The following is a 23,898-nucleotide window of genomic DNA, read 5'->3' on the forward strand; positions in this document are numbered from 1 at the left end:
GCGAGCAGCAGACTTTCGGTAAGCAACTGGCGGGTGATGCGCGAGCGGGAAGCTCCAACCGCCAGCCTCACTGCGATCTCACGTTCCCGGGCACTGGCACGGGCAAGCATCAGGTTGGCGAGATTCGCGCACGCGATGAGCAGCACCAGTCCGGCAATGCCCAACAACACCCACAACGGCGTGCTGTAATCCTCGCGCAGATTCGATGCGCCGTTTCCTGCCGGCAACATCTTGAAGCGGAAGCTCAGATACTCGTGCGCGCGCTCTCCCGCCCATCCGGCAGGCATCGTGTCATGAAACAGAGCTGGAGCAATCGCATTGAGCTGCGCCGTCGCCGTAGTCATCGATACGCCGGGCTTGAGCCGACCCATGATGCTCAGCCACCAAACATATGGCACATCAAGCACGCTGGTGTCGCCATTCACGGCTGCCGGATTGATTGCCGCTTGACCGCAAAGGGGAACGGCAACATCGAAACTGCGCCCGACAATCATTCCGTAGAAGCTTGCAGGAGTTACACCGATAATTTCCAAAGGATGGCTGTTCAGGCTCAGCTTGCGTCCGATGACGCCGGGATCACCGCCGTACTCCCGCTGCCAGAACGAATAGCTGATTACAGCTCCTGGCAGTCCGCAGCCCCGATAATCGTCGGCGGGAGTGAAGACACGTCCCAAAATGGGCTGCACACCCAAAGCATTCAAGGCGTTTCCGCTTACCCAAAGTGCATCCGCGTTGCGTACCTCGCCGCCGGAAGCAAGATTGAGCCGCTCCGGCCCCCAGGCAAAAAGATCGGAAAAGACCTGTTGGCGAGAGCGCAAGGCCTCCCACTGGGCATAGGTGAACTGCGAGTAGCCGTTGACGAACGATCCGCTGCGGCCAGTCTTGGAATCAATGCGGAGCTCGACAAGCTCTTGCGGATTCTTCACCGGCAGCATGCGAAGGCGCACCGCGTCGAGCAATTGGAAAATCGCGGTATTCGCGCCGATTCCTAACGCGAGGGAGAGCAATGCAACGGTTGTGAACCCTGGATTCAGGCGCAACAGCCTGAACCCATGCCGGAAGTCTTGCCACAGAGTTTCGAGGTTCATCGCTCATCGCCTCCGCACAAAAGTTAATCAAACAGAATTGCGCATTGATAATCCGAAGCAGTTCCGTTACCACTCACGCAACAATGTAAGTCGCTGAGTCGCAAGCACGATCATGGTTGGACTAATTTCATGAAGGTCGCGGCTCGCACACTGCTGTTCGCAAGCGAACAGTTGGAGTGCCGACAGTCCTCACGAAAATCCCGCTGACCGTTGCTCTTTTCACGCTGTTCGCCATGGAAAAAGCATTCTCCCAAAACCGAACACAAACCTTTTCCTGCCTGTCTGGTCTAACTGTTGCGGCAAAACGCCGCACAGGAGAACGGGCATGGAAGTTGTGCTACAGGATCTCCGCTTCGCGTTGCGACAGTTGCGCACTTCACCAGGATTTGCTGCCGTTGCCGTCCTTTCTCTAGCTCTCGGTATCGGAGCGACCACTGCCGTCTTTAGCGTGATCTATGCGGTGCTGGTGAATCCTTATCCGTATGCGAACGTCGATCGCATGATTCATCTCGTCCTCCGTGACAACAGTGGCAATCCCAATTGGGTGAGTGTCACCGGACCACAGCTGCAGCAGCTTCGCCAGGCTGGACCGATCGAGAGCGCCGAAGGAATGGACGAGTGGAACCTCACGGTAACCGGCGGGGATCTGCCCGAGGACGTGACCGCAATCTACTTCACCGGCGGAGCCTTCAATCACTTCGGCGTGCCGATGCTTTACGGGCGCGCAATCTTGCCCAGCGACGCGCCCGAAGGACAAGACCCGCAGCCTGTGGCTGTTCTCGGATACCAATTCTGGCAACGCCACTATAACGGCGATCTGTCGCTGCTGGGAAAGTCCATCCAGCTAACACACAAAACCTACACGGTCATCGGAATTGCGCCGCCTCGCTTTACCTGGGGCGATGGCGACGTTTACTTACCGTGGAAGTTCACAACCGATCCGGCGCGCGGGGTAATGCCATTGATACTGCTAAAGCCCGGCGTTTCGCACGCTGCGGCCAACAGCGGTTTGCAGCCGCTGATCGAGCAATTCCAAAAAGAGACTCCAAAGCATTTTCCCGAGCATTTCAAGGTCGCAGTGCAAGGGTTCAACGATCAATTTCTCGAGCGTCTCGGCGGAGCGTTAAACCTTCTCTTCGGCGCTGTGCTCTTGCTGCTGCTGATCGGGTGCGGGAATGTATCGATTCTTCTGCTCGCGCGCGGTACAGCGCGTCAGCATGAGATGGCAGTTCGCTCTGCCATCGGCGCAGGTCGCATACGCATCATTCGCCAGCTTCTGACGGAAGCGCTTCTGCTTTCCTTTTCTGGGACGCTCCTTGGAATCGTCCTTGGATATAGTCTCCTTAAGTTGATCGTCAACTGGCTGCCGGCATTCTCGTTTCCGCACGAAGCCGCTATCAAGATGAACATGCCGGTGCTCTTATTCAGCGCAGGGCTCGCGCTGCTGACCGGAATTATTTTTGGCATCGCGCCGGCATTGCAATTCTCGCGTCCTCAGATCGCTCAAGTGATGCAATCGAGCACGCGCAAGATGACGGCGGGCACAGCAGGCCGCAGAACGCATACGGCGCTTATCGCCGGCCAGATGGCGCTCACGCTATTGCTGCTGGCCTCGGCCGGGGCAGCCATGCAGACCTTCGTACGCATGATGCACGTACCACTTGGCTACGATCCGCATAATGTGATGTCGGTTGGCGTTCCCATTCACGACAACACGTACACCACCTGGCAGGCGCGCGCGAACTACTTCGATCAACTGCGAAACAAAATCGCTTCGCTTCCGCAGGTTGTAGCAGTGGGAATTTCCACCAATGCCACACCTCCTGACAATGGATGGGAGCAGCGCTTCGAGATCTCAGGCAAGCCGTCAGTCGAGCAACAGCGCTCGCGCGTGAACTTCGTTAGCCCGGAGTATTTTTCCGCACTGCACATTCCTTTGCTCCAAGGCAGGTTGTTCGATCAGAGCGAAATCTCGCGCGGCGCTCGCCTTGCCATAATCAGCCAAACTATGGCGCATCAGTATTTCCCGAATGGGGACGCTCTCGGCAGCCAAGTCCGCGTTCCCGAGCTGAAGGGCGAGGCGCCATTTAGTCTCGCTGTCCCGCAGAGCGACTCGTGGCTGCAAGTCGTCGGCATCGTCGGCGACGTTCGCGACGACGGATTGAGCAAGCCCATTAAACCTGAGTTCTACATTCCCTATACGGTAATGATGCCGGTATGGACGCAGTTTCTCGTCCGCACGCAGGGAGAGCCGCTCTCGATCCTGCGGCAGGTTCGTTTGCAGATCCAAAGCGTGGACCCCGACCAGCAAACGTTCCATGAAGTCAGAAATCTCGAACAGTGGATCAGCAACCAGCAGGAGTACGCGCGCGAGCACATGATCGCGTTCCTCTTTGCCATTTTCGGGGCACTGGCGTTAGGCCTTGCTGCGGTTGGACTGTACAGCGTCGTTTCTTACTCGGTCGCGCAGCGTACGGGCGAATTCGGTATCCGAATCGCCCTCGGGGCACTCAGAAAAGACGTGTTGCTGATGGTGTTCCGGTCGGCAGCTGCGAGCGTCGGCTTGGGAGTGTTGACAGGATTGGTAGCAGTCGTCGCGTTGAACCGCGTGCTCTCAACTTGGATTCAGGGAAGCTCGCGCAGTCCGATCGTGCTGCTCGCCGTCAGTACGCTCATGCTGTCAGTCGCGGCGCTCGCCTGTCTGGTGCCGGCAAGGCGCGCATCCAGTATCGATCCAATGGAGGCATTGCGTTACGAGTAGATCGTGTCTACCTGGCTGTTGCTGTCCTGCGGTCAGCTGCAGCGCATACACGAGCACGTTCCTTGATCTGCTTCATGTGATGGCGCGTGTGCAATAAGTGGAACTTGCGCCAGCCTGAAATGGGAATCGGGCCGAGCACTGGATGATCGGCAATCTTCTTCTTGCCTCCAAACTGCTTCTCGCACCTCTGCAAGGCTTCATCCATCTTTTCCAGGTTAGAGAAGATGAGTTCCCGCGCTTCTTTGCCGCCGATGCCGGTAGGCACAACGCGGTCAGGCGCCTTTCTCCCACCGGGAATGTAACTGAAGCCCAGTACCAGGAGCTGAGCGGCGCGATGTTTCGCTGTAGCGTAGGTGGCCAGCGAGCGTCCTTCCCGCACGCATTTGTCCATCACTCGCGCAGTGCCTCCATACGTAAGCGCCAAGTGTTCCAAAATGGAAGCGGAGTCCCATTTGCCTTCAGGATGCCGCCGCAATTGTTCCTCGGTCAGCCCCTCGATAGCTGTTGAGATCGCCTCGCGGATGCTTTCGGTGATCGGATGCATGCAGACTCTCGCTCGTACAGCCTTATTGGAAGAAAGCTCTAACTAGACATCGTCTGATAGCCCAGTCCGGAAACTCACCGGAATTACGGGTTCCATACGCTTTCCATGAACATTTCCATGAACAAAAGATTGTACGCGGGCAGAGAAGGATTTTTAACGCGAGCGGTGGTAGTCTTTCCTTCACACATTTTGACAGCAGGTCCGTCACTTACTAACCGCAACTCCCCAACCGTTAGGAGGTGCAGATGTCGAGGAAAGATAAGAACTCTCCTCCGGCGAAACCGAATTCGCCGTCAAATTCCCACAATGGTCACAACGGCGTAAGCCGTCGCGCGTTTCTTAAGAGCGCGGGAGCAGGAGCGGCCGGCATTACCGCGGCATCTGTTCTCGATTTGAGCGCGCTTGCACAGTCGAACGGCGGAGCGAAGGTAGTTGGTCCAGGAGCGGTGCCGGTCACGCTCAACGTAAACGGCAAAGCCCGCCAAGTGAATATTGAGCCACGAACGACCCTGGCCGATGCTCTGCGGACTGATTTGGGGCTGACTGGAACCAAGGTAGTCTGCGACCGCGGTTCCTGTAGCGCGTGTACGGTATGGCTCGATAAGACTCCGGTGTGCTCGTGCTTGACCCTTGCGATCGACGCAGCGCCCCACAAGATCACCACGATTGAAGGCCTGGCTTTGGGCGAACAGCTTCATCCAGTGCAGGCGGCCTTTATCGAGCACGACGCTCTCCAGTGCGGATTCTGCACTCCGGGCATGATTATGAGCTGTGCGGCACTCGTCGAGCGCAATCCCAGTCCAACACTCGAAGACGTGAAGATGGCTACGAGCGGGAACATCTGTCGCTGCGGAACTTATCCGAAAGTCTTTGACGCAACATTGGCGGCTGCCAAGGCACGGAGGGCATAAGCGATGAGAACCCTCGAACAAGAATCCAAAGCCCAAGAGACTAAGCCCGCAAATCCGGCTCAGGGAGCTAAGCAGGAATCGAAGACGGTTAGAAAGAACGCGCAGCACACCGCTGCAGCCGCTGGTTCCGCAAATGGAAAGCGCGAGGAAAAATTAGTTGCCGGCATTCCAGGCGCAGAAGCCGAAAATGCCAAGCTCACAGAGCTCACTCGATTAGTTCCGGCCGATGCTCCGCCTCCATTGCCTGCGAACTCCGAGCTGCGCGTGATCGGCAAGCCTGCCACCCGCATTGATGGCCGGATGAAGGTTACCGGTCAGGCGAAGTACACGTCAGACATCCAGCTTCCTGGGATGCTATACGCTGCGCTGGTTCCCTCAGCGCAGCCGCATGCACAGGTGAAGTCGGTCGACACCAGCGCAGCGGAATCGTATCCCGGCGTGAAGGCCGTACACGTGGTGCAACACGTCTATGACGTAGCCGAGCTTAGGGACAAGAGCAAAGAATCCGGCAAATATCCGACGGTGCGCTTCGTCGGTCAGCCGGTCGCGGCCGTTGCCGCGACCTCATATCCGGCTGCAGTCGAAGCAGCGCGGCGCGTGAAAGTCGAATATGAGCCGATGCCGTTCGTCATCGACCTCGACGAAGCACGCAAGCCGGATGCTCCTCCGGTGTATCCGGGAGCTGCCGCTCAAGGCGAAACTGCAGGTGGAGGTGGCGGAGGTGAAGATGTTCAGCAGCACGGCAACGTTCGTGGTCCGTCGCTAGGTCCGAACGACAAGGGAAAAGGTGATCCCAAATCGGCACTCGAATCCGCTCACGCCAAGGCCCAGGCCACATATCGCACACAGGTGCAAACGCACTCGGCGCTGGAGCCTCACGGAGTAGTCGCCGATTGGAAGCCGGACATGCTGACCGTCTGGGCCTCGACTCAGTCAACCAGCAGCGTGCGCGATGAGATGGCAGCCATCTTCCATCTGCCCAAGACAAAGGTGCGCGTGATTACCGAGTACATGGGCGGCGGCTTCGGAGCGAAGTTCGGAGCCGGCAACTCCGGAGCAATCGCTGCAGCGCTGTCGCAGAAAACCGGCGCTCCAGTGCGGCTGATGTACCACCGTCGCGAGGAGCATGCGCTCGGAGGCAATCGTCCCGATTCGGAACAGACGCTGCACATTGCGGCGAGCCAGGACAGCAAGCTGGCGGCGCTGCATTTGACTGCCTATGGAACTGCGGGCACAGCTACCGGTGCAGGAAGTGCTGGGCCGGTGCAGAACATGTACGACTGTCCGAACGTACTCACCGAAGAGAGCGACGTGTTCATCAACGCCGGTCCGGGCACATCGTTCCGCGCGCCCGGACATCCACAAGGATGCTTCGCGCTGGAGCAGGCAGTCGACGAACTTGCAGAGAAGCTCGGAGTCGACCCCTTGGAGCTGCGCGACAAGAACGACTCGCATCCGGCACGCCGCGAAGAGCGCCGCATAGGCGCGCAGCTTGTGAACTGGTCGCAGCGGCGCAAGGCCGGTTCAGATCCTGGTCCGGTGAAGCGCGGAATGGGAGTGGCGCAGTCGGTGTGGTATCGCATCAATAGCATGGATTCCGCCTGCGAAGTTCGTATTGGCCGCGATGGTTCTGTCGAATTGCTCTCCGCAGTGCAGGACATCGGTGGCGGCATTCGTACCGCTCTTGCGCAAGTGGTGGCGGAAGAACTCGGTCTCACGCCCCATGACATTCACATCCGCATCGGCGACACGCACTTCCCGCCCGGGCCGCCATCGGGTGGAAGCATGACCACCAGCTCCATCACTCCTGCCGCTCGCAATGCGGCACACGAAGCCAAAATTCAGTTGCTGCAGCAGGTCGCTCCCGCTTTGGGAACGAGTGCCGACAACTTGGCACTGCAGGACGGCAAAGTCGTCGCCAGGAACGGCGGCAAATCGCTGACCTTCAAGCAGGCGGCAGCGAAGATCAAAACCGACGAGATCGCCGCACGGGCCAAGCGCGTCCCCGACTATGCCAGGGCTCACGTCACGCTTGGCGGCGTGCAATTTGCCGAAGTGGCCGTCGACACCGAAACGGGAGTCGTAAAGGTAGAGAAGGTCACGGCGGTTCACGATTGCGGACGCCCGATTAATCCACTGGCGCTAGAGAGCCAGATCAACGGCGGGATTCTGCAGGGAATCTCGTTCTCGCTGTACGAGAACCGCATTCTCGATCGCAATACCGGCATTCCCGTGAATCCCGATTTGGAATTCTACAAACTCGCGGGGCCGCGTGAGGTGCCGCAAATCAAGATTCATGTCATCGAAGACTATCTTGCACTTAGCTCGACGGACGCGAGCGGGATCGGAGAGCCCTCGACCATTCCGACCTCGGCAGCCATTGCCAATGCGTTCTATAACGCAACCGGCGTTCGCATCCGGCACCTGCCGATGACTCCGGCAAAGGTCTTAGCCGCTCTGCACGCGAGCGAAAAAGGAGAGAGCGCATGAGCTCGATGTATCCGCTGAACGCATTCGAGTACGTTGAGGCCGCATCGATTCAGGACGCCTTGCGCGAAGCTGCGAACGGAGCAGTCATTAAAGCAGGCGGAGTCGATCTGCTCGACCGCATGAAAGAAGGGATCGACGCGCCGAAGCGGCTGGTGAACATCCGCCACGTACGTGGTCTGGATCAGATCGCGGAAGACAACGACGGCCTGCGCATCGGTCCGCTGGTGACGCTGGCGCAATTGCACGCGAACGAGACCGTGCGCACGCGTTACACTGCGCTCGCCGAAGCAGCCGAGCATTCGGCGACACCGCAAATTCGCAATATGGCAACGATCGGTGGGAACCTTCTGCAGCGTCCACGCTGCTGGTACTTCCGTTCCAGCGATTTTCACTGTCTGCGTAAAGGTGGAGACAAATGCTTTGCGCAGGACGGAGAGAACGAGTACCACGCCATCTTCGATAACCAGCTTTGCGCCATCGTGCATCCATCGTCGTTGGCGATCCCACTGATTGCATTCGGAGCGCACGTTGAACTCACGAGCACGCAAGGAAAGCGCAACGTTGCCGTTGAAGATCTGTTCGTCACGCCCGAGCAGGATGTAACGCGCGAGGCCTCCGTTTTGCCCGGCGAACTGATTACCTCAATCACCGTCCCTGCGCCCGCTGACGGCACCAAGTCGGCCTATTACAAGCAAGGCGAGAAAGAATCTTTCGATTGGCCTCTCGCTGCGGTAGCCGTAGCTCTCCAAATGAACGGCGAGAGTTGCCAGAAAGCGAATGTCATTTTGGGATTCGCCGCGCCTACACCTCTTCGCGCCAAAAGCGCAGAAACCAAGCTGAGTGGCGCCGCAATCTCCGAGCAAAGCGCTCGTGCAGCGGCAAAGGAAGCTCTGGCTGGAGCAACCCCGATGTCGAACAACGCCTTCAAGCTCCCGATATTCGAAGCGGTGGTTCGGCGGACAATTCTGCGCGCGGCCAAGGGCGCTCCATATCCCATGACGATCGACGAAGCCGCAGGAGTGAGCGCATGAGCGCAGAAGAACAATTCGTTCATGCATATGCCAATTGGCCCGAGGCTGAGGACGAACTCGAAACCGAAGCTCCAGATGTATGCGCCTGTCTTCGCACGAAGACCGCGTTCGGATCTCTCGCTGGAGCGCCTCACCGATGGGAGCAGGGAAAATCGAGTACCGCTGTGTATTGGTGTCTTGCCACTATGGCCAACAGCGGTCCGGATGAAAACGTGGCTCATCCGCAGCGATGCCTCGCGAATCGAAGCTGCTATCGCGCTACGGAATGAGTTGAGGTTTGGACGAAGACAGCCGACTCGCAGCTTTACTTCTTCGTGATGATCACCTGATCGATGCTGTTGGGGTTATTGTGTAGCTCGCTCGGACCGAAGCCTGCATTGCGGAACATCTGATCGAGCTCGCGGAACGTGTATGCGTCGCCAGACGCTGTGTTCGAAAGCATGATCAGCGCAAACCCGGCCGCGTGTGGTGGCGTTATGCGGTCGTCGTTAGGCACGAACTCCAACGTGGCTACAACTCCTCCTGGCTTCAATGCGCTATGAATCTTGCGGAGAAACCTCTCGTTTGTAGCGACATCGAAGTGATGGAGGAACGCAGTGACTAGCGCGACATCGTATCCGCTGCCAAAGTCGACATCGAAGGCACTGCCGGCAATTGTCTTATAGCGGTTCTGGATTCCAGCCTTCGCCGCGTTCTCCTTGGCCACTTCGAGCACCGGCCGCCAGTCGAGCGCCACGATTTCCGCTTTCGGATTGTGTTTCGCGATGGTGATACCGAACAGTCCGTGACTTGCAGCGATGTCGAGCACCTTGATCGGCCTTTGCTGATCGGCGCCAACCAGCTTGGCAATGAATTCCGCAGCAGGCACACGCAGCGGAGCCATGCCACGCGCGAAGTTCACCCACATAGGATTCTCGGGCGACGTGCTGGAGTCCTGTACGCCACATCCACCGTGGCGGACGGCCTCAGCCAGTTGGGAAAAATTGCGCAGGTGATAATCGCTGCACATGAACTGAGTCGCCGAGCCGATGTACGCCGGTGACTTCTTGCTGAGGAACATCTGGGCCTCGGTAGTGAGCGAGTACTGGTCTTTGTCTTTATTGAGGAGGCCTGCAATGGCCAGGTAGTCGCATAGAACTCTGGCTCCCTTAGGAGCGGCTCCGATGCGCTTCCCGAGCGCACTGGCATTGAGCGGGCCATCGCTAAGTTGCGTGAATACATCAAGATCAATGGCTGCTCGCAGGGCCTCCGTTTGCTGAAAGGCATTGAGCATCTGGAAGATTCGAACCGGAGTCGGTTGCTGATTGGCTGCTGATGCTGACATACAAAAAACCTATCACACCAATTCTGGAGTGACCTGCGACGGAACTTGTACGAACGGCAACTCTCAGTACCCAGCGCATGAGTACTTCAGGGGCCTTGACAAGGCCCTTTTTGTCGTCTGGTAACACTTACCCTTAACTTGCATTTTGGGACATTCTGGACAATGATTTCGGGCAGTCTCCAATGCTGTGCCCGGTCTGCCACACGGAAAACCTTGACGATGCTATGACGTGCAGCTCCTGCTCGTCGTCGCTGAATCTCGTCCTGGGACAGCCTCCTTCCAAAGCCCAGACATTCGACAGCTTCGACGCACCAACGATGGCGCCATCAAGCCGCTTGAGCTCTTCTGCTATCCCATCCGGCACTGGGCGGTTTTCTGCGGCAGCGGCGGCCCCGAGCACGGCGCCTGCACCACCACCCGATTTCGGCCCGCGCTATCGCGTGGAAGGCAAACTGGGCGAAGGAGGCATGGGTAGCGTCTACAAGGCCTACGATCTGGAGCTTGATCGCATGGTCGCGTTGAAAGTGATCCGCCCGGAGCTAATGGCGAACGTGGAGATCCTGCAGCGCTTTAAGCAGGAACTACTGCTAGCCAGCCGCATCTCGCATAAGCATGTCCTCCGCATCCACGATCTTGGCGAAGGCGCCGGAGTCAAGTTCATCTCCATGGCTTTCATCCAGGGACGGAACTTGGCGGAGGTCATCCAGGAGCAGAAGCTTCTCCCGCTGGAGCGCGCGGTGGAAATCGGCAAGCAGATTTGTCAGGCTCTTGCAGCCGCACACCACGAAGGCGTTGTCCACCGCGACCTGAAGCCGCAGAACATTCTGCTGGACGAGTCAGGATGCGTTTACGTCTCCGACTTCGGTTTGGCGAAGTCGCTCGAAGCTGACGCACTGGCCGCTACAGCCATGACCTCAGCCGGCCAGGTCCTGGGCACGCCGCGCTACATGTCGCCGGAGCAGGTTGAGTGCGGTCAAATCGACGGACGCACCGACATCTACTCCTTCGGCCTGATGCTCTACGAGATGGTCACTGGCGACCTTCCCTTTCAGGGAAATTCGCTCCAGCTCATGCTCGGACGCGTGCAGTCGATGCCGCGCAATCCCACGCTCCTGAACGCGAAGCTGCCGCCGTATCTTGCCGGCGTCATCATGCGTTGCCTCGAGAAGGATCTCACGCGACGCTACCAGAGCTTTTCGGATGTTCTCACCGACCTTGAATCACACAGATTCACGCCCGCCGGGAAACAGGCGGCGCCTCGCGTCTCCCGAAGAACGGTTGCCTTGACAGTCGCGGCGGTAATTCTTCTCGCCCTGGTGCCGGTGGTTCGCCACTATCTGCCGATTATTCGAGGAATGCGCGTTCAGCTTGGAAGCATGCAGCAGCCAGTGCCAGAGAAGCACCTGGCGATTCTTCCCTTCAAAGTGGTTGGTGACGATGAGAAGCTGAGCGAAATCGCCATCGGCCTCAACGACTCGCTGTATGCCAAGTTCTTCGGGTTGAACGAGGTTCAGATTGCATCGCCAACGGCAGTGCAAAAGATTGCGGCTGGCGCGCCGCTGCAAAAAGCTGCGCACGAACTGGGTGCGAACCTCTTGATCAGCGGATCCGTGCAGGGTCAGGGCGATCGCCTCCAGATCATCGTGAACCTCGACACCGACAAAGGCCAGCGCCTTCTTACGCAAAGCTTCGAAGGCGTCACCCAGGACCTGTTCACACTGGAAGATCAGATCTATTCCAAATTGGTAAACACCCTCACGAGCAAACCCTCGAATGAAAGTCTGGCGCGCGTGACGCTGCACCAGACCGAGAATTTCGCTGCATACGGCCTGTACTTGAAAGGCCGCAATGCCATGCGCGATCAATTAAATGTCGACAGCGTCAAGAAGGCCATCTCCTTCTATGAACAGGCAGTAAAGATCGACTCCAACTTCGCAATGGCTTACGCCGGCATCGCCGACGCCGATCTGCGAATGTATGTCAGCACAAAAGAGAGCGATTGGGCCTTTCGCGCGGTTAGCGCTGCGGAAAACGCGCAGAGTCTGAATGAAAATCTTCCTGAAGCCTATTTCGCCCTCGGCAGCGCTTATCTTGCCACGGGAAAAACGGCAGAGGCCATATCGATGCTGAAGCGTGCTATCGAGCTGGCGCCCAACTCCGACGAAGGGTACCGCAGGCTGGGCGACGCCTTCCGGTCGACGAAGAATCAGCAGGAGGCTCTGGCCGCTTACAACCGCGCAATTCAGCTCAATCCGTACTACTGGTTCAATTACAACGCGCTAGGCGGCGCAGCGTTGCGGTTCAATCGAAATGAGGAGGCAATTCGCGCATTTCAGAAGGTCATCGAACTGGAGCCCGACAATCCTTCCGGATATCGAAACCTGAGCGTGGCCTACTTCAATTTAGGACAGTTTGAAAAGTGCATTCCGGTTTTGCAAAAGTCGTTGGAATTGGATCAGTCCGCGATTGGCTATACCAATTTGGGAACTGTGTATTTCTACCTCAAGCGGTATGTCGACGCAGTGCCGATGTTCGAAAAAGCGGCGAGCTTGAACCCAAATTCCGTCGAGAATCTGGGCAATCTCGCTGATGCTTACCGCTGGGCGAACCGGCCGCAACAGGCCAATGCCACCTATCAACGCGCGATCACTGCTGCGCTAAAGGCTCTCACGGTCAACTCTCGGGACGCGAATCGAATGGGGCAGATCGCCGAGTACTACGCCAAGAAAGGCGACGACGCTCATGCTCTCACGTTTGTGCGGCGCGCACGTGCAATCGATCCCAAGGACGTCACATTAATGTACGTTCAGGCGGTAGTCGATACCATTGGCGGCCGCCAGCAGGACGCGTTGCGCAATTTGGAAGACGCCTTGCGCAAAGGATATTCATTGCAGGATGTACGCAATGATCCGGAACTCGCCAAGGTGCAGGCCCTTCCCGAATTTGCAAAGTTCGCTAAGTCGTTGCCTCCCGAAACGCAGTAGATTCCAGACGCCGCGAATCAAACGGCTGCATCATTCCCCTGACGTCCTTTGAGGCAAAGAGCCCTGGATTAATGCACGATCCCACCTAGCGGACAGCGATACTTCGCAGCCGGCATTTGTCGCAAGAGCTGAGCATCGTGCTGCACGAATGTACGAGGCGCAGCACCGTCGAAGGTTGCTGGAGAAAGTGCATGCGCGGTCTTCGACTGCAGCGAGGCCATCCCTGGCCTGAGTGGATTAGTTCCAAATCAGGAATCACATGCAGCGGCGCGGACTCATGAATCGCCCGCGCCGCTCTGCAATCGAGTTAGGTTCGCAGCATATATCGTTTGCGGCCAACAATTGCTAAAACGCCGGTACCCAGCAGCAGCACCACCGAAGGTTCAGGCGCGCTGATCCGTGCCGAAGTCGGCCGGCTCGACAAATTGGCAATGGCAAAGAACTCCTGCTCAACTTGCCAGCCTTGAAGAGTGATCGTAAACACGTCCCCATTTGGGAATCCGCCGGAACAAACTTCGGCTTCGCAAACCGGAATGCTGAAGAACATATCCGTCACATCGCCAAGATCTGTGACCACGCAACTGAATTTGTTGCTCTCGCAGTTGACGAGTGAAGGGTCGATTGCTCCGAACGTCTCGACGTCCAGGTTGAAGAAATTCCCACCGCTCACCTGGAAGCTGCCCGGCGTTGCGGTGTTGCCATCCGCACCGGCGGTAAACGTGAACTCGACTCCTGGAGTAACCAGCGGAGCGCATGGCACGTTGCTATCGCAAATCGGATCGTCGATTACCATTCGCGGATCGCCCGGCGGCAGATCGTCGGCGAAGGCTATGCTGCAGAGAACAAAAAACAGGCTAAGACACCAGAGCACTCGATTGAGTTTCATCGAAACACCTTTCCTGGGCGCACTTCAATCGAACGGATATAAGCAAGTAGGATTCCAATGATGCTGAATCCTAAGCTGCTCAACAGAAAAGGCTTAGCTTTGAATTCCTCGACCGCTTCCCTTCCGTAATTGCAAACCATTGCAATCTCATGCGCGGCACTTTGCTCAATTCTTCCAAACCGGGCGAAGAGCGGATGCGCTCGTGTTAGTAACTTTTCGGACTGCTCGTCATCGGAACCACAGCGACCACAGCACGTCGACCATCGTGTGGGTGGTTGCCGACGCGAAAAGGCGGCGCCGATCACGCCACGCTCGGCCATAGAACAGGCCGGCGATGCTACCCATGATTACGTAGCGCCAATTGAACGGCAGCGGCTTGTTGAAGTGCGACAAGCCAAAGATCACGGACGCAATGATCCACGAACGCGGATGGCCGATTCGGGACTCCAGCAGGTTTTGCAGCACGCCGCGGAAGAACAGCTCCTCCGGAATGGCGACGAAGAAGAACGTAATCAGTACCGCGCCCAGTGCACGCGACGCCGCCGGCACTCCGGTGTGGGGATACAAAAAATGAAGCAGGAGCCCAAGGAGGATCGCAATAGGCGCATAAAAGAGGCACTCGCGCGCTCCGATCGCAAGGTCGCGCAGACGCACGCGGAAGTCGTAGCCGACACGATCCAAACGGCGTACAACAAGATAGGAATACAGGGCTGAATCGACCAGCAACAGCTTCGGCAGCGCTCCCAGTCCCGAATAGGGAAACGAGCCTCGTAGGAATCCGAACTCGACCGGAATAAAGTAGATGCAGAGGACAACAAAATCCTGCCATCGAAAAGCTGACGCATTGTTTCCCGATTCAGGAATGTTGTCGATCAACGCAGCTGTGAATACCGGAATCACGATCCAGGCAAGCAAATAGATCCAGCGAAATTCATGCCGCGGGATTGAGAAGATGGGATAGGGGAGCGCCAGCAGCGCAGGAAGAAGCACTCGCGCAGTTCGCGTCTTCAACTTCGCGACCAAAAGGTCTGCCAGGCCAAATCCGAAGAACCAGTACGGCGCAAGAATGAGCGCGAATGCCGCAAAGCTGCTCGGCATGTGCCCGCCGATGCGCGCGGGCATGTTGAAGTACAGCGCCGCATACCAGAAGGCGACGAGCAGCAGAGCATATAGCCCAGCGGCGATAATCAGCGGCTTCCGCGACGTTTCTTGATGCGTCCGCCACATTACATCCGGAATCGAATTTGCCACTTGGTTCGCCACCTTCTACCATCGACCATTCGCAATTCTAAAGTTGGAGCTCAATTCATGGCCTTCATGCGCGCAACCCGCGTGCTCATTTTCATTCTCCTCATCGGGTGCACCTTAATCTGGATCGGCGCTGCACCGCAAATTCCGAATCAACATTCTTCTTCATCCTTGCGCTTTGAAATCACCTTTCCTGCTTCGCTCAGCAACAACCCGCTGGATGGCCACATCATGCTGGGCATCGCGAAGAATGAAAAGCCCGAGCCGCGCTATGAACTGAAAGAGGAGGAAGCTGAGAGCGCGCAATTCTTTGGCGTCGATGTCGACGCGCTTGCGCCTGGCACTCCGGCTGCTATCGATGGCGCGACCCTCGGCTACCCAATCTTGAGTCTCGATCAGCTTCCCGCAGGCGACTATTACGTTCAGGCTGTGCTCAACATCTACGACACTTTTCGCCGATCCGATGGACACACTCTCAAGCTCCCTCCCGATATGGGAGAAGGCCAGCAGTGGTACGAGAAGCCCGGCAATCTGATGAGCAAGCCGCAGCGCATCCATGTCGATCCCGCGCGCGGCGGCACCATTCGCATTGAACTCACGGAGAGAATTCCAGCGGTTGAAGCGCCTGCAGACACGAAGTACGTCAAGCACTTCCGCATTCAAAGCAAGCTGCTCAGCGACTTCTGGGGACGCCCGATGCATCTCGGCGCTATCGTCGTTCTGCCGGAAGGTTTCGACGAGCACCCCAATGCGCATTATCCCTTGCTCATCGATCAAGGGCATTTCCCGTCCGACTTCGGCGGCTTTCGCACCGATCCTCCTCCGCCGGACCTGAAGGGAGGAGCGCGTCGCCGGGCGGAGTATCAGTACAAGCTCTACCAGGACTGGACCTCGGGCCGTCTTCCCAAAATGCTCTTGCTGCAGATTCAGCACGCCAATCCCTATTACGACGACTCCTACGCGGTGAACTCTGCGAACGTAGGTCCCTACGGCGATGCGATCGTAAAAGAGCTGATTCCCGAAGTGGAACGCCGTTTCCGCGGCGTCGGGCAACCCTGGGCGCGAGCGCTTACCGGCGGATCTACCGGCGGATGGGAAGCCATCGCCGACCAGGTCTTTTATCCCGACCAGTTCAATGGCACCTGGTGCTTCTGTCCTGATCCGATCGACTTCCGCGCTTATCAGATCGTGAACATCTATGAAGATAAGAACGCGTTCTGGGAAGAAGGCGCGTTTGGCCGCGTGCCGCGCGCGGAGATGCGACGGCCGGACGGCTCGCTCGAAGCGGTCATGGAGCCTGCTGTGCGCCGTGAAGAGGTTATGGGCACGCACGGACGCTCGACCGAGCAATTCGGCATCTGGCAAGCCGTTTTTAGTCCCGTCGGCGCCGATGGTTATCCGAAACCGATTTGGGACCCGCGTACCGGAGTCATCGACCCGGCGGTCGCGAATTATTGGAAAGAACATTACGATCTCAACCACATCATGCAGCGGGACTGGGCGACTTTAGGGCCGAAGCTGACAGGCAAGCTGCACATTACCGTCGGCGATATGGATACCTGGTATTTGAACAATGCGGTGCATCTCTTCCAGGACTTCATCGACAGCCCGAAGAATCCCTATCGTGCAGCGACGTTCGAGTACGGCTACCGCCAGCCGCACTGTTATGCCGGCGGAGGAAACATCAGCTCCGGCGAATCGATCGCCACGATGTACCAGCGCATCATGCCGCAAGTCGCGCAGCGCATGAAAGAAACGGCGCCCAAAGGCGCAGACCTGAGCTGGGAGTACTAAGTTCATCGAGTTGAGTGACTTAGGCAGCAGAGTTCTGCGTGAAGCAACAAGAATTGAGTTGTTGTGGTCGAGTTAATAGAGTTATCCGAAGTTGTAACCCGTTGAGTAACAAAGAGTAAGCTCCAGAAAGTTTCTGCGTTTCGATTGCAACCGTCTATTTTGAACCTCGGCGTTAACGCCCTTTTTTCCACGGCGTTAACCCCTGGTTTTCCACGGCGTTAACGCCTCTTTTTCCACGGCGTTAACCCCAATCTGATCGGCGTTAACCCCAAGCTGACCTTGTCTCGTATGGGGCACACCTCTTCGCGAACGCCCACAACCCAGAGTGTGTCCATGCCTGGTCGGCCGAGCCGCTGTAACATTGCCGTAGTCTCATCTGATCTCATGGAATCTCATGCGATCTCATCAGATATCTCATCGATACCAGTGAGATATCTCATCCGGTGATCTCATCCAATCTCATTGGATCTCACTTAATCTCATGACCGCCTCGCACTGCGGCTTGAACTAAGCCATAAGGCCGCACGGCACATACGCATCCCAACAAACACAGCGACGATGCACCGCATTTCGTTCCCGGCCCTCTTTCTGTGCTATGACGAATTAGGACGAAAGTCAAGCGAAAAAGTAAGCACTTATAATTCCAAAATGGGAATAACGGTTTCCAGAATAGAAATGCTGTAGGCGTGTAAACGGATTGCAAAAAGAACGCCAGCCCGAAGGCCGGCGTTCGAGGATCGGTTGATTTAGAAGGGTTGATTTAGAAGGTGAACTTCAATCCATATTCAAGCTGGCGTGCAGCGCCTTGACTAAATACGCCGCTGCCCACTCCGGCTCGAACGGCTGCAAGGTCACTGTAGGTTGAACCGTTCGTTCCTGACGAGGCGAGAATTCCGTTGATTCGCGTGCCTGGTGAAATTGCAAAGTTCGCGAAGTTCAGCAGGTTATAAAACGTAATGCTCGGCTCAAGTTTGAAGCGCTCGCGGATCGAGATCGGCGCGGCGAAGTGCAGATCGAAGGTCCTCAACCAGTCATTCGCGTAGAGCTTGCCCGACGCCTGAGGAGCCAATGTATCGGTAACAGCTCCCAGTGCCTGCAGCTGCCCTTGATTAAACAACCCAGCGCTTACCAAAGCCTGACCCGCGGGCGTGAGCTTGTTCGCAAAGTTAGTGTTGTAGTTGTTAATCGCGACGCCGAGCTGGGCTGCCGACAAGCTGCGCCCATAAGTGCCGATGTTCTGGCCGGGCAAAATCTCTCCGTTTCCGTTATTTCCAGTCTGACCGCTTCCTTGGAAGTCGGTGTGGAAGATTTCACCTGGGCGTCCCTGGTCTTCGACCGTTAACGTCGTCGGCAACGGAGAATTGAAGTGACCGATGAAGCTCATCAGAACATTGCCGGGCAGATTGACGATCGTGCCGAACGAGAACTGATGAGTACGGTCGAAAGATGTTGGGCCGAAGTATTGGTTAGGATTGGCGAAGTTGTTCGCATTGTTGATGAAGTCCTGGTCGCCTGCCATGCTGTCGAAGCGCGACAGGCTGTACGAGAACTGCGCGTTAATACCGTGAACGAACGGCATCAGATGGATGGGATTGGAAACCACTCGTTGTCGAACTGATACCTGAAGTGCGTTGTAAACCGAGCGCCCGATCGGGAACAGCATGATGTTCTGGCCATAGAACGGATTGATGCCGGCAAAAGCAGCGCCTTGGCTCGGATCAAGACCTGCGTTTTCCGCGGGTACTCCACCGAGATACGTAACGCCGGAATCGAGGCCGTTGTTGGCAAAGTCGTCGATTGTGAGGGTGCGACCGCTGATCGGTTTGACGCCGGTGGGCAGCCCTGTTCCGCCTGGGCAATTCGCATTTATGCCTGCGTCGATGGAGCTAACGCCGCATTGTGCCAGCGTTGCCGTAATTGCGTTCTGTGCGGCTGTCTTGTTGAGGAAACGAGCATCGCCGACGTGGTTGGTATCCACCCCAAGTAGGAAATGGAGACTCACGTTACGAATGTAGTCGGCGCTCAGTACGGTGCCTCTTCCGAATTCATGCTGTACGCCTGCATTCATCTGCCACGAGCGTGGAGAACGATAGTTTGGCGCATACAAATTGCCGCCGAAGTTCGCGTCGAGAGATTCTCCGACGAAGTTCGGATTCGTGCTTGCACCCGCAGCCTTGGTGGCAGCTTGGAAAGCATTCTGCAAATCGACCACGTTCTGCGCCACCGAACCGATGGGCTGACCGCAGATTTGTGTCGCGATGTCCTTCCCATCGATCGTGGTTACGTTATTGCCACCCGGGAACGGTACGCTTCCACCCGGGCAAACCTGGGTAAAGAAGGTGTTGAACAGACCTTGCTGAAGACGAACCGGGCGGTCGAAGAGAACGTTGTTGAAGATTGCGTTCTCATAATAGAGCCCGCCTCCCAAGCGGAGGACGGTCTTGCCGCTCTTGAATGGATCCCAGGTTAAGCCGACCTGCGGCGCAAAATTCGCGTTCGGATTTCGGACACTGTTGCCGAGGCCGGGAATGTTTCCGAAGTTGTCAATCAGATTTCCGGTGCATGGCGGTGCCGGGCTGAAGTTCTTCAGGTCAATTGCCGAACAAGGAATGGGTGCCAAGTCGCTGTCCGTGCGGCCGGTGTCATGGACATAGCGAAGAGCATAGTTAAAGGTAAGGTTCGGACGAAGCTTCCAGCTATCTCCAATATAGAAGCTAAAGCGGTTGTCGTACTGCCCGCCCGCAGGGAAACCAAAGCCTGGCTGCTCGGTGAAAAATCCTTGACCATTGCCGAGAATGATTCCGGTAATAGGATAATTCAACGGATTCGCTGAACCACCCGGGAAAGGACCGCTGGCTGCAATCGCTTGCCGGGCCGAGGTTGCGCTGGAGCCAATACGGGGGGCCAGGCCGAAGAATGATGCCAGACCGCCTCCGCGAATCGCGTTAAAGGCGACGCCGTACCGGACGATGTGACTGCCAAACAACCGGCTGCCGTCATATTTGATCTGGTTATCGCTCTGGAAGGTCTGCTGCGGCGCCAGATCGTTGGGGCCAGTATTAAATACGGGGCTGATGCCAGTGATATGAATAAATGCATCAGGAATAGGATCGAAGGCGCCGGAAATCTGCGCTGCGTCCCCAATGAGGTTGTGGAACTTCAGATAGCCGTAACGGATCGAATGCGTGAAATTGCCGGTATTGAAGTCCAATCCAATCGCGTGTGACGGAGTGTTGTCCTGGTTCTTAAATGGTTGGAAGTCCGTCTGCGAGCTCGCAAGAGTATTCTCGTCATACGCAAACTTATAAAAAAGTTTTGCTGAGCCTTTGATGTTGTAGTCGAGTCGGCCGGTAATTTGGCGCTCCTTGAAGGGAGCGTTATAGCCCCCGCTCAAGCTGCCGAACGGATCCGCCGTAACTACAGGTGCGAAAAGATGCTGGGTGATATTTTCGCCGGAGGTGAAAAAGAAGAGACGATCCTTCATTATCGGCCCGCCCAGAGTAAATCCTGTGTGATTGCGCTGGAACGGGACATCGGCGCCGCCCGGGAAATTCGCGTCGCCTGCGCGTTTATCGCGGAACAAGTAGAACCCGCTGCCGTGGACGTTGTTCGTGCCGGACTTCGTCAGCACGTTCACTGCGCCGGAGGACGTCAACTCGGTTGACATGTCGAGCGTGGATTGGCTGAGCTGGAATTCCTGAATCGAATCCGCAGGAATATTCTGGGTCGTCGTCCCTACCGTTTCATCGGTGATGTCGAGACCGTCAACTTCAACGCGAGTTGTGCGTCCCTGGCGTCCGCCGATCGAGATTCCGGTAAATCCATTTTTTGTGGGATCGAAGTTGTTGCCGTCCTGAATTTGCACGCCCGGCTCGAGTTGAGCGGCATCGAGAAAGTTGCGGCCATTGATCGGCAGGTTTTCGATCTGCTCACTCGTGATGACACCTTGCACCGTGGCTTGCTCGGTGTTGATCGTCACGCCGCTGGCTTCTACCGTGACTTCCTGCTTTTCGCTGGCAACGCCCAGTTTGATATTCCCCGGGCTGATGTTTCCAACCGTGACAACCGTCGGCAAGTTCACTGCGCTGAAGCCCTGCGCGCTGACCGAGACAGTGTAGTTTCCCGGATTGAGTGGCCCCGAGTTATAGACGCCGCTGCTCGACGTTGTGCGGACGATGGTTTGTCCCGTGGCAACATTGCGGATTGTGACGGTAACTCCGGGAACGACGGCGTCAGACTGATCGGTCACCGTGCCCTGGATGGCGCCGGTGGCTATGGTCGCCTGGCTGAATGCGGGGAGACCCGAAAAAATGATCGCGAATGCTAGCAAAATAAAAAGGCCCAGAATCCTCCGGGCCATAGAGAAAGCTGGATTGGGGATAGTCATAATTATTCTCCGTACAGCGGTTCCTGACAGTGGTTGGCGTCTCGATCTTCATGGGGCGAAAGCACGCCCGTGGGGGCTGAACTACCACTTTAGTGGTATAAGACGAACCAAGAAGGGTCGAACAGAGCAGTTAGCTTTGTCAAGGCAGAGGCAGGCTTCCTATCCCTAAGAAATGTGAATTCCTTATCCTCGTCCAGCGGGAAATCGTCCAAATTGGATTTTGCTTGCCAAAAGGGACGGCGCTGTCCCTCTGTGTATCGAACAAGTAACTCGCCTGCGATAAAAGGGTGGGACATAATTCCCAAACTGGTCGACGTTGCCGTTTTCGTCTCCGGCGGCGATGACCGCACAGCGCGCCATGTCAATTCAATGGGACGATCCCGAGCGTCTTGGGCACTTCATCCGCCTGCTGGAACGCGAAAGTAAAGCCTGGCAGGACGCGGCCGACGCTATCCAGGCTCTGATTCCCGCGGTCGCACAGTCGCGGCTCACCGAAGCTGAAGCGCGCGTACGTGAGTGTCGCGCCCGCTCGGAGGCTCTGCGCAAACTCGTGCTCCACATTGTGGAAGGAGACTTTTCGCTGCTCGCGGATCCGAGAGGGGAGTAATGGGGGCAGCTGCCAAGCGGAGAAGCTGGGAGTCTGGATAGAGAAATCCGAGAAGCAGGGAAGCTGAAAAACTTGCACCTTTGCTTTTGCTCGCGCATCGGATGCTGAAGTTGACATCATGGACCCTGTCCGGTAGGGTATTTCACTAATGAATCCTCTCTGCATCACGAGCATGTGTTGTTGTCGAGTTTGTGTGCGCTCGTGTGTGGAGGTGCATTCCTAGACTTTCCTTGTAGTCCCCGATAAGTCTCAAAGAAGCCCATCCACATCGGATGGGCTTTTTATTTTCCTCACAATTTGCGGCGGCCGGGACGCAAACGGCAAAGGAGATCATGCCAGAGGCAGCACAAGTGAAAGAGACCAAGGCGCAGAAGCTCGAGCGCCTGAAGCGCGAGCTGAATCCGTGGGAGCACGTCGAGCAGATTCGCCAGTTCGCGCGCGAGGGACGCGGCTCCATCCCTCCGGAGTGGGCCAGCGCTTATTTCAAATGGTGGGGCATTTACACACAGGGGGATGGCGTCGGTGCGGTCGGGGGCAAAGGCGGCGAAGGACTCGCGACCGAGTACTTCATGATGCGCATCGGACTGCCCAACGGCATCGCCACGTCGCAGCAGTTGCGCGCCATCGCTGCGGTCTCGCAAAAACATGCTCGCAATCTGGCTGACATTACTGTTCGGCAGAACATCCAGCTCCACTGGCTGACAGTTCAAGGACTGGTCGAAACCATGGATGCGCTCGCGACCGTCGGGCTCGGTCCGAAGGGCGCTTGCGGCGATGTAGTACGCAACGTGACTGGATGCCCGCTCGCCGGAGTCGCGGGCGACGAATTCATCGATGCTTCGCACATTGCTCGCGGCATCGCGCACGAACTTTCGGGAAATCCCGAGTTCTACAATCTCCCCCGCAAATTCAAGATCACTGCCACTGGATGCCGAAGCTGGTGCTCGTTCCCTGAGATCAACGATGTCGCTCTTACAGCCACTGAGCGGAACCGTTTTGGGAAGAAAGAGATTGGGTTCTCGCTGCGCGTCGGCGGTGGGCTGTCGTCCGATCCGCATTTAGGCGTGCGTCTGAATTGCTTCATCCCTTTCGACAATGCAATCTCGGTTGTGCGGGCCGTTACGGAAGTATTTCGCGAGCAGTCGGCTTTGCGCGAGAACCGCGAACGGGCGCGATTGAAGCATCTGTTCCTGCGCGAAGGATGGGATGCCGCGCGCTTTCTCTCCGAAGTCGAAGCGCGGCTTGGCTACGAGCTTGATCCCGCCGAAGAGGAGCGCATTCCTTCAGACATCTATCGCGACCACGTCGGCATTCATCCGCAGAAGCAGCCAGGACTCGCCTACGTGGGAGCCTCGGTGCTGCGGGGCCGCGTGAGCGGCGACCAGCTTGCGCAGGTCGCCGAACTTTCGGAGCGCTTCGGTACCGGCGAGATTCGCACCACGACGATGCAGAACTTCATCATCGTCAATGTTGCTCGCAGCCGCACGGCGGAGCTGGCGCGCCAATTGGAGCAGCTCGATTTACATGTCGAGGGCACACCGTTCTGGCGCGGAGCCATCGCCTGCACCGGAACCGAGTTCTGCAAGCTCGCAATTACAGAAACCAAAGGCTTCATGCGCTGGCTGGTTGATGAGATGGAGACGCGTCTCCCCGAATTTGACCAGCAGTTGAAGCTGCACGTCACGGGCTGCCCGAACAGTTGCGGCCAGCATTGGATCGCCGATATCGGTCTTGAAGGCAAGAAGATCAAGCACAATGGCAAGCTCGTCGATGCCTACTACTTCTGCGCGGGCGGATCGGTCGGCGCCTGGGCCAGAACGGGAAGACCGGTGGGCTACCGCGC

15 protein-coding genes are annotated in these 23,898 nt (G+C 57.0%); 9 read left to right on the top strand and 6 right to left on the bottom strand.

Going from position 1 to position 23,898, the window contains the following annotated elements:
* Positions 1 to 1,088: ABC transporter permease (locus VFU50_01165; protein HEU5231438.1), on the bottom strand; the 1,088-nt coding region annotated here is incomplete at its 3' end.
* Between the two features lie 325 nt (positions 1,089 to 1,413).
* On the opposite strand from VFU50_01165, the gene VFU50_01170 reads away from it, so the two are divergent.
* Positions 1,414 to 3,849 carry an ABC transporter permease gene (locus VFU50_01170; protein ID HEU5231439.1) on the top strand — a complete coding sequence of 812 codons (2,436 nt, stop codon included), beginning with the start codon at positions 1,414 to 1,416 and terminating at the stop codon, positions 3,847 to 3,849.
* Positions 3,850 to 3,856: 7 nt separating this feature from the next.
* On the opposite strand, the gene VFU50_01175 is transcribed toward VFU50_01170, so the two are convergent.
* On the bottom strand, positions 3,857 to 4,393 hold the full coding sequence (locus tag VFU50_01175; protein ID HEU5231440.1) for a DinB family protein: 537 nt from the start codon (positions 4,391 to 4,393) through the stop codon (positions 3,857 to 3,859).
* A 245-nt stretch (positions 4,394 to 4,638) separates the two neighbouring features.
* On the opposite strand from VFU50_01175, the gene VFU50_01180 reads away from it, so the two are divergent.
* From VFU50_01180 to VFU50_01195, 4 genes are read left to right on the top strand one after another with little or no spacing between them, the layout of a single operon-like run.
* Complete coding sequence (locus VFU50_01180; GenBank protein HEU5231441.1) at positions 4,639 to 5,304, top strand: (2Fe-2S)-binding protein; 666 nt, start codon at positions 4,639 to 4,641, stop codon at positions 5,302 to 5,304.
* Positions 5,305 to 5,307: 3 nt separating this feature from the next.
* A complete protein-coding gene (locus tag VFU50_01185; protein HEU5231442.1) occupies positions 5,308 to 7,794 on the top strand; it encodes a xanthine dehydrogenase family protein molybdopterin-binding subunit in 2,487 nt (828 codons plus the stop codon).
* On the top strand, positions 7,791 to 8,825 hold the full coding sequence (locus VFU50_01190; GenBank protein ID HEU5231443.1) for an FAD binding domain-containing protein: 1,035 nt from the start codon (positions 7,791 to 7,793) through the stop codon (positions 8,823 to 8,825). Before VFU50_01185 ends, VFU50_01190 begins: the two co-directional genes overlap by 4 nt.
* Entirely contained in the window at positions 8,822 to 9,094 is a 273-nt protein-coding gene (locus VFU50_01195; GenBank protein HEU5231444.1) for a hypothetical protein, read from the top strand. The genes VFU50_01190 and VFU50_01195 overlap by 4 nt, the downstream gene beginning before the upstream one ends.
* A gap of 35 nt (positions 9,095 to 9,129) precedes the next feature.
* Here VFU50_01195 and VFU50_01200 read toward each other — a convergent pair whose 3' ends face one another.
* Complete coding sequence (locus tag VFU50_01200; GenBank protein HEU5231445.1) at positions 9,130 to 10,149, bottom strand: class I SAM-dependent methyltransferase; 1,020 nt, start codon at positions 10,147 to 10,149, stop codon at positions 9,130 to 9,132.
* A gap of 224 nt (positions 10,150 to 10,373) precedes the next feature.
* On the opposite strand from VFU50_01200, the gene VFU50_01205 reads away from it, so the two are divergent.
* Positions 10,374 to 13,133, top strand: a complete 2,760-nt coding sequence (locus tag VFU50_01205) for a tetratricopeptide repeat protein (GenBank protein HEU5231446.1) — start codon at positions 10,374 to 10,376, stop codon at positions 13,131 to 13,133.
* A gap of 307 nt (positions 13,134 to 13,440) precedes the next feature.
* Here the strand turns inward: VFU50_01205 and VFU50_01210 are convergent, their stop codons facing one another.
* Both VFU50_01210 and VFU50_01215 read right to left on the bottom strand, forming a co-directional pair.
* Positions 13,441 to 14,019 (bottom strand): PEP-CTERM sorting domain-containing protein, encoded by a 579-nt coding sequence (locus VFU50_01210; protein HEU5231447.1) that lies wholly within the window; start codon positions 14,017 to 14,019, stop codon positions 13,441 to 13,443.
* Positions 14,020 to 14,247: 228 nt separating this feature from the next.
* A complete protein-coding gene (locus VFU50_01215) occupies positions 14,248 to 15,270 on the bottom strand; it encodes a CPBP family intramembrane glutamic endopeptidase (GenBank protein HEU5231448.1) in 1,023 nt (340 codons plus the stop codon).
* 57 nt (positions 15,271 to 15,327) lie between these two features.
* Between VFU50_01215 and VFU50_01220 the strand changes: the two genes are divergently transcribed.
* Positions 15,328 to 17,061 (top strand): esterase, encoded by a 1,734-nt coding sequence (locus tag VFU50_01220; protein ID HEU5231449.1) that lies wholly within the window; start codon positions 15,328 to 15,330, stop codon positions 17,059 to 17,061.
* A 760-nt stretch (positions 17,062 to 17,821) separates the two neighbouring features.
* Here the strand turns inward: VFU50_01220 and VFU50_01225 are convergent.
* Complete coding sequence (locus tag VFU50_01225) at positions 17,822 to 21,421, bottom strand: carboxypeptidase regulatory-like domain-containing protein (protein ID HEU5231450.1); 3,600 nt, start codon at positions 21,419 to 21,421, stop codon at positions 17,822 to 17,824.
* A gap of 367 nt (positions 21,422 to 21,788) precedes the next feature.
* Here VFU50_01225 and VFU50_01230 point away from each other — a divergent pair, with 367 nt between their 5' ends.
* Together VFU50_01230 and VFU50_01235 are read left to right on the top strand one after the other, a co-directional pair.
* Entirely contained in the window at positions 21,789 to 22,055 is a 267-nt protein-coding gene (locus VFU50_01230; GenBank protein HEU5231451.1) for a hypothetical protein, read from the top strand.
* Between the two features lie 332 nt (positions 22,056 to 22,387).
* The coding region (locus VFU50_01235) for a nitrite/sulfite reductase (protein HEU5231452.1) at positions 22,388 to 23,898 on the top strand (1,511 nt) is incomplete at its 3' end.

It is taken from the genome of Terriglobales bacterium, assembly GCA_035764005.1.
Taxonomy (GTDB): Bacteria; Acidobacteriota; Terriglobia; order Terriglobales; family Acidobacteriaceae; genus Gp1-AA112.

What these genes read in the sequence shown, in the direction of transcription:
- VFU50_01175 (HEU5231440.1), bottom strand. Translation starts at nt 4,393, where the DNA reads ATGCATCCGATCACCGAAAGCATCCGCGAGGCGATCTCAACAGCTATC.
- VFU50_01180 (HEU5231441.1), top strand. Translation starts at nt 4,639, where the DNA reads ATGTCGAGGAAAGATAAGAACTCTCCTCCGGCGAAACCGAATTCGCCG.
- VFU50_01200 (HEU5231445.1), bottom strand. Translation starts at nt 10,149, where the DNA reads ATGTCAGCATCAGCAGCCAATCAGCAACCGACTCCGGTTCGAATCTTC.
- VFU50_01195 (HEU5231444.1), top strand. Translation starts at nt 8,822, where the DNA reads ATGAGCGCAGAAGAACAATTCGTTCATGCATATGCCAATTGGCCCGAG.
- VFU50_01220 (HEU5231449.1), top strand. Translation starts at nt 15,328, where the DNA reads ATGGCCTTCATGCGCGCAACCCGCGTGCTCATTTTCATTCTCCTCATC.
- VFU50_01230 (HEU5231451.1), top strand. Translation starts at nt 21,789, where the DNA reads ATGACCGCACAGCGCGCCATGTCAATTCAATGGGACGATCCCGAGCGT.
- VFU50_01185 (HEU5231442.1), top strand. Translation starts at nt 5,308, where the DNA reads ATGAGAACCCTCGAACAAGAATCCAAAGCCCAAGAGACTAAGCCCGCA.
- VFU50_01210 (HEU5231447.1), bottom strand. Translation starts at nt 14,019, where the DNA reads ATGAAACTCAATCGAGTGCTCTGGTGTCTTAGCCTGTTTTTTGTTCTC.
- VFU50_01205 (HEU5231446.1), top strand. Translation starts at nt 10,374, where the DNA reads ATGACGTGCAGCTCCTGCTCGTCGTCGCTGAATCTCGTCCTGGGACAG.
- VFU50_01225 (HEU5231450.1), bottom strand. Translation starts at nt 21,421, where the DNA reads ATGGCCCGGAGGATTCTGGGCCTTTTTATTTTGCTAGCATTCGCGATC.
- VFU50_01170 (HEU5231439.1), top strand. Translation starts at nt 1,414, where the DNA reads ATGGAAGTTGTGCTACAGGATCTCCGCTTCGCGTTGCGACAGTTGCGC.
- VFU50_01190 (HEU5231443.1), top strand. Translation starts at nt 7,791, where the DNA reads ATGAGCTCGATGTATCCGCTGAACGCATTCGAGTACGTTGAGGCCGCA.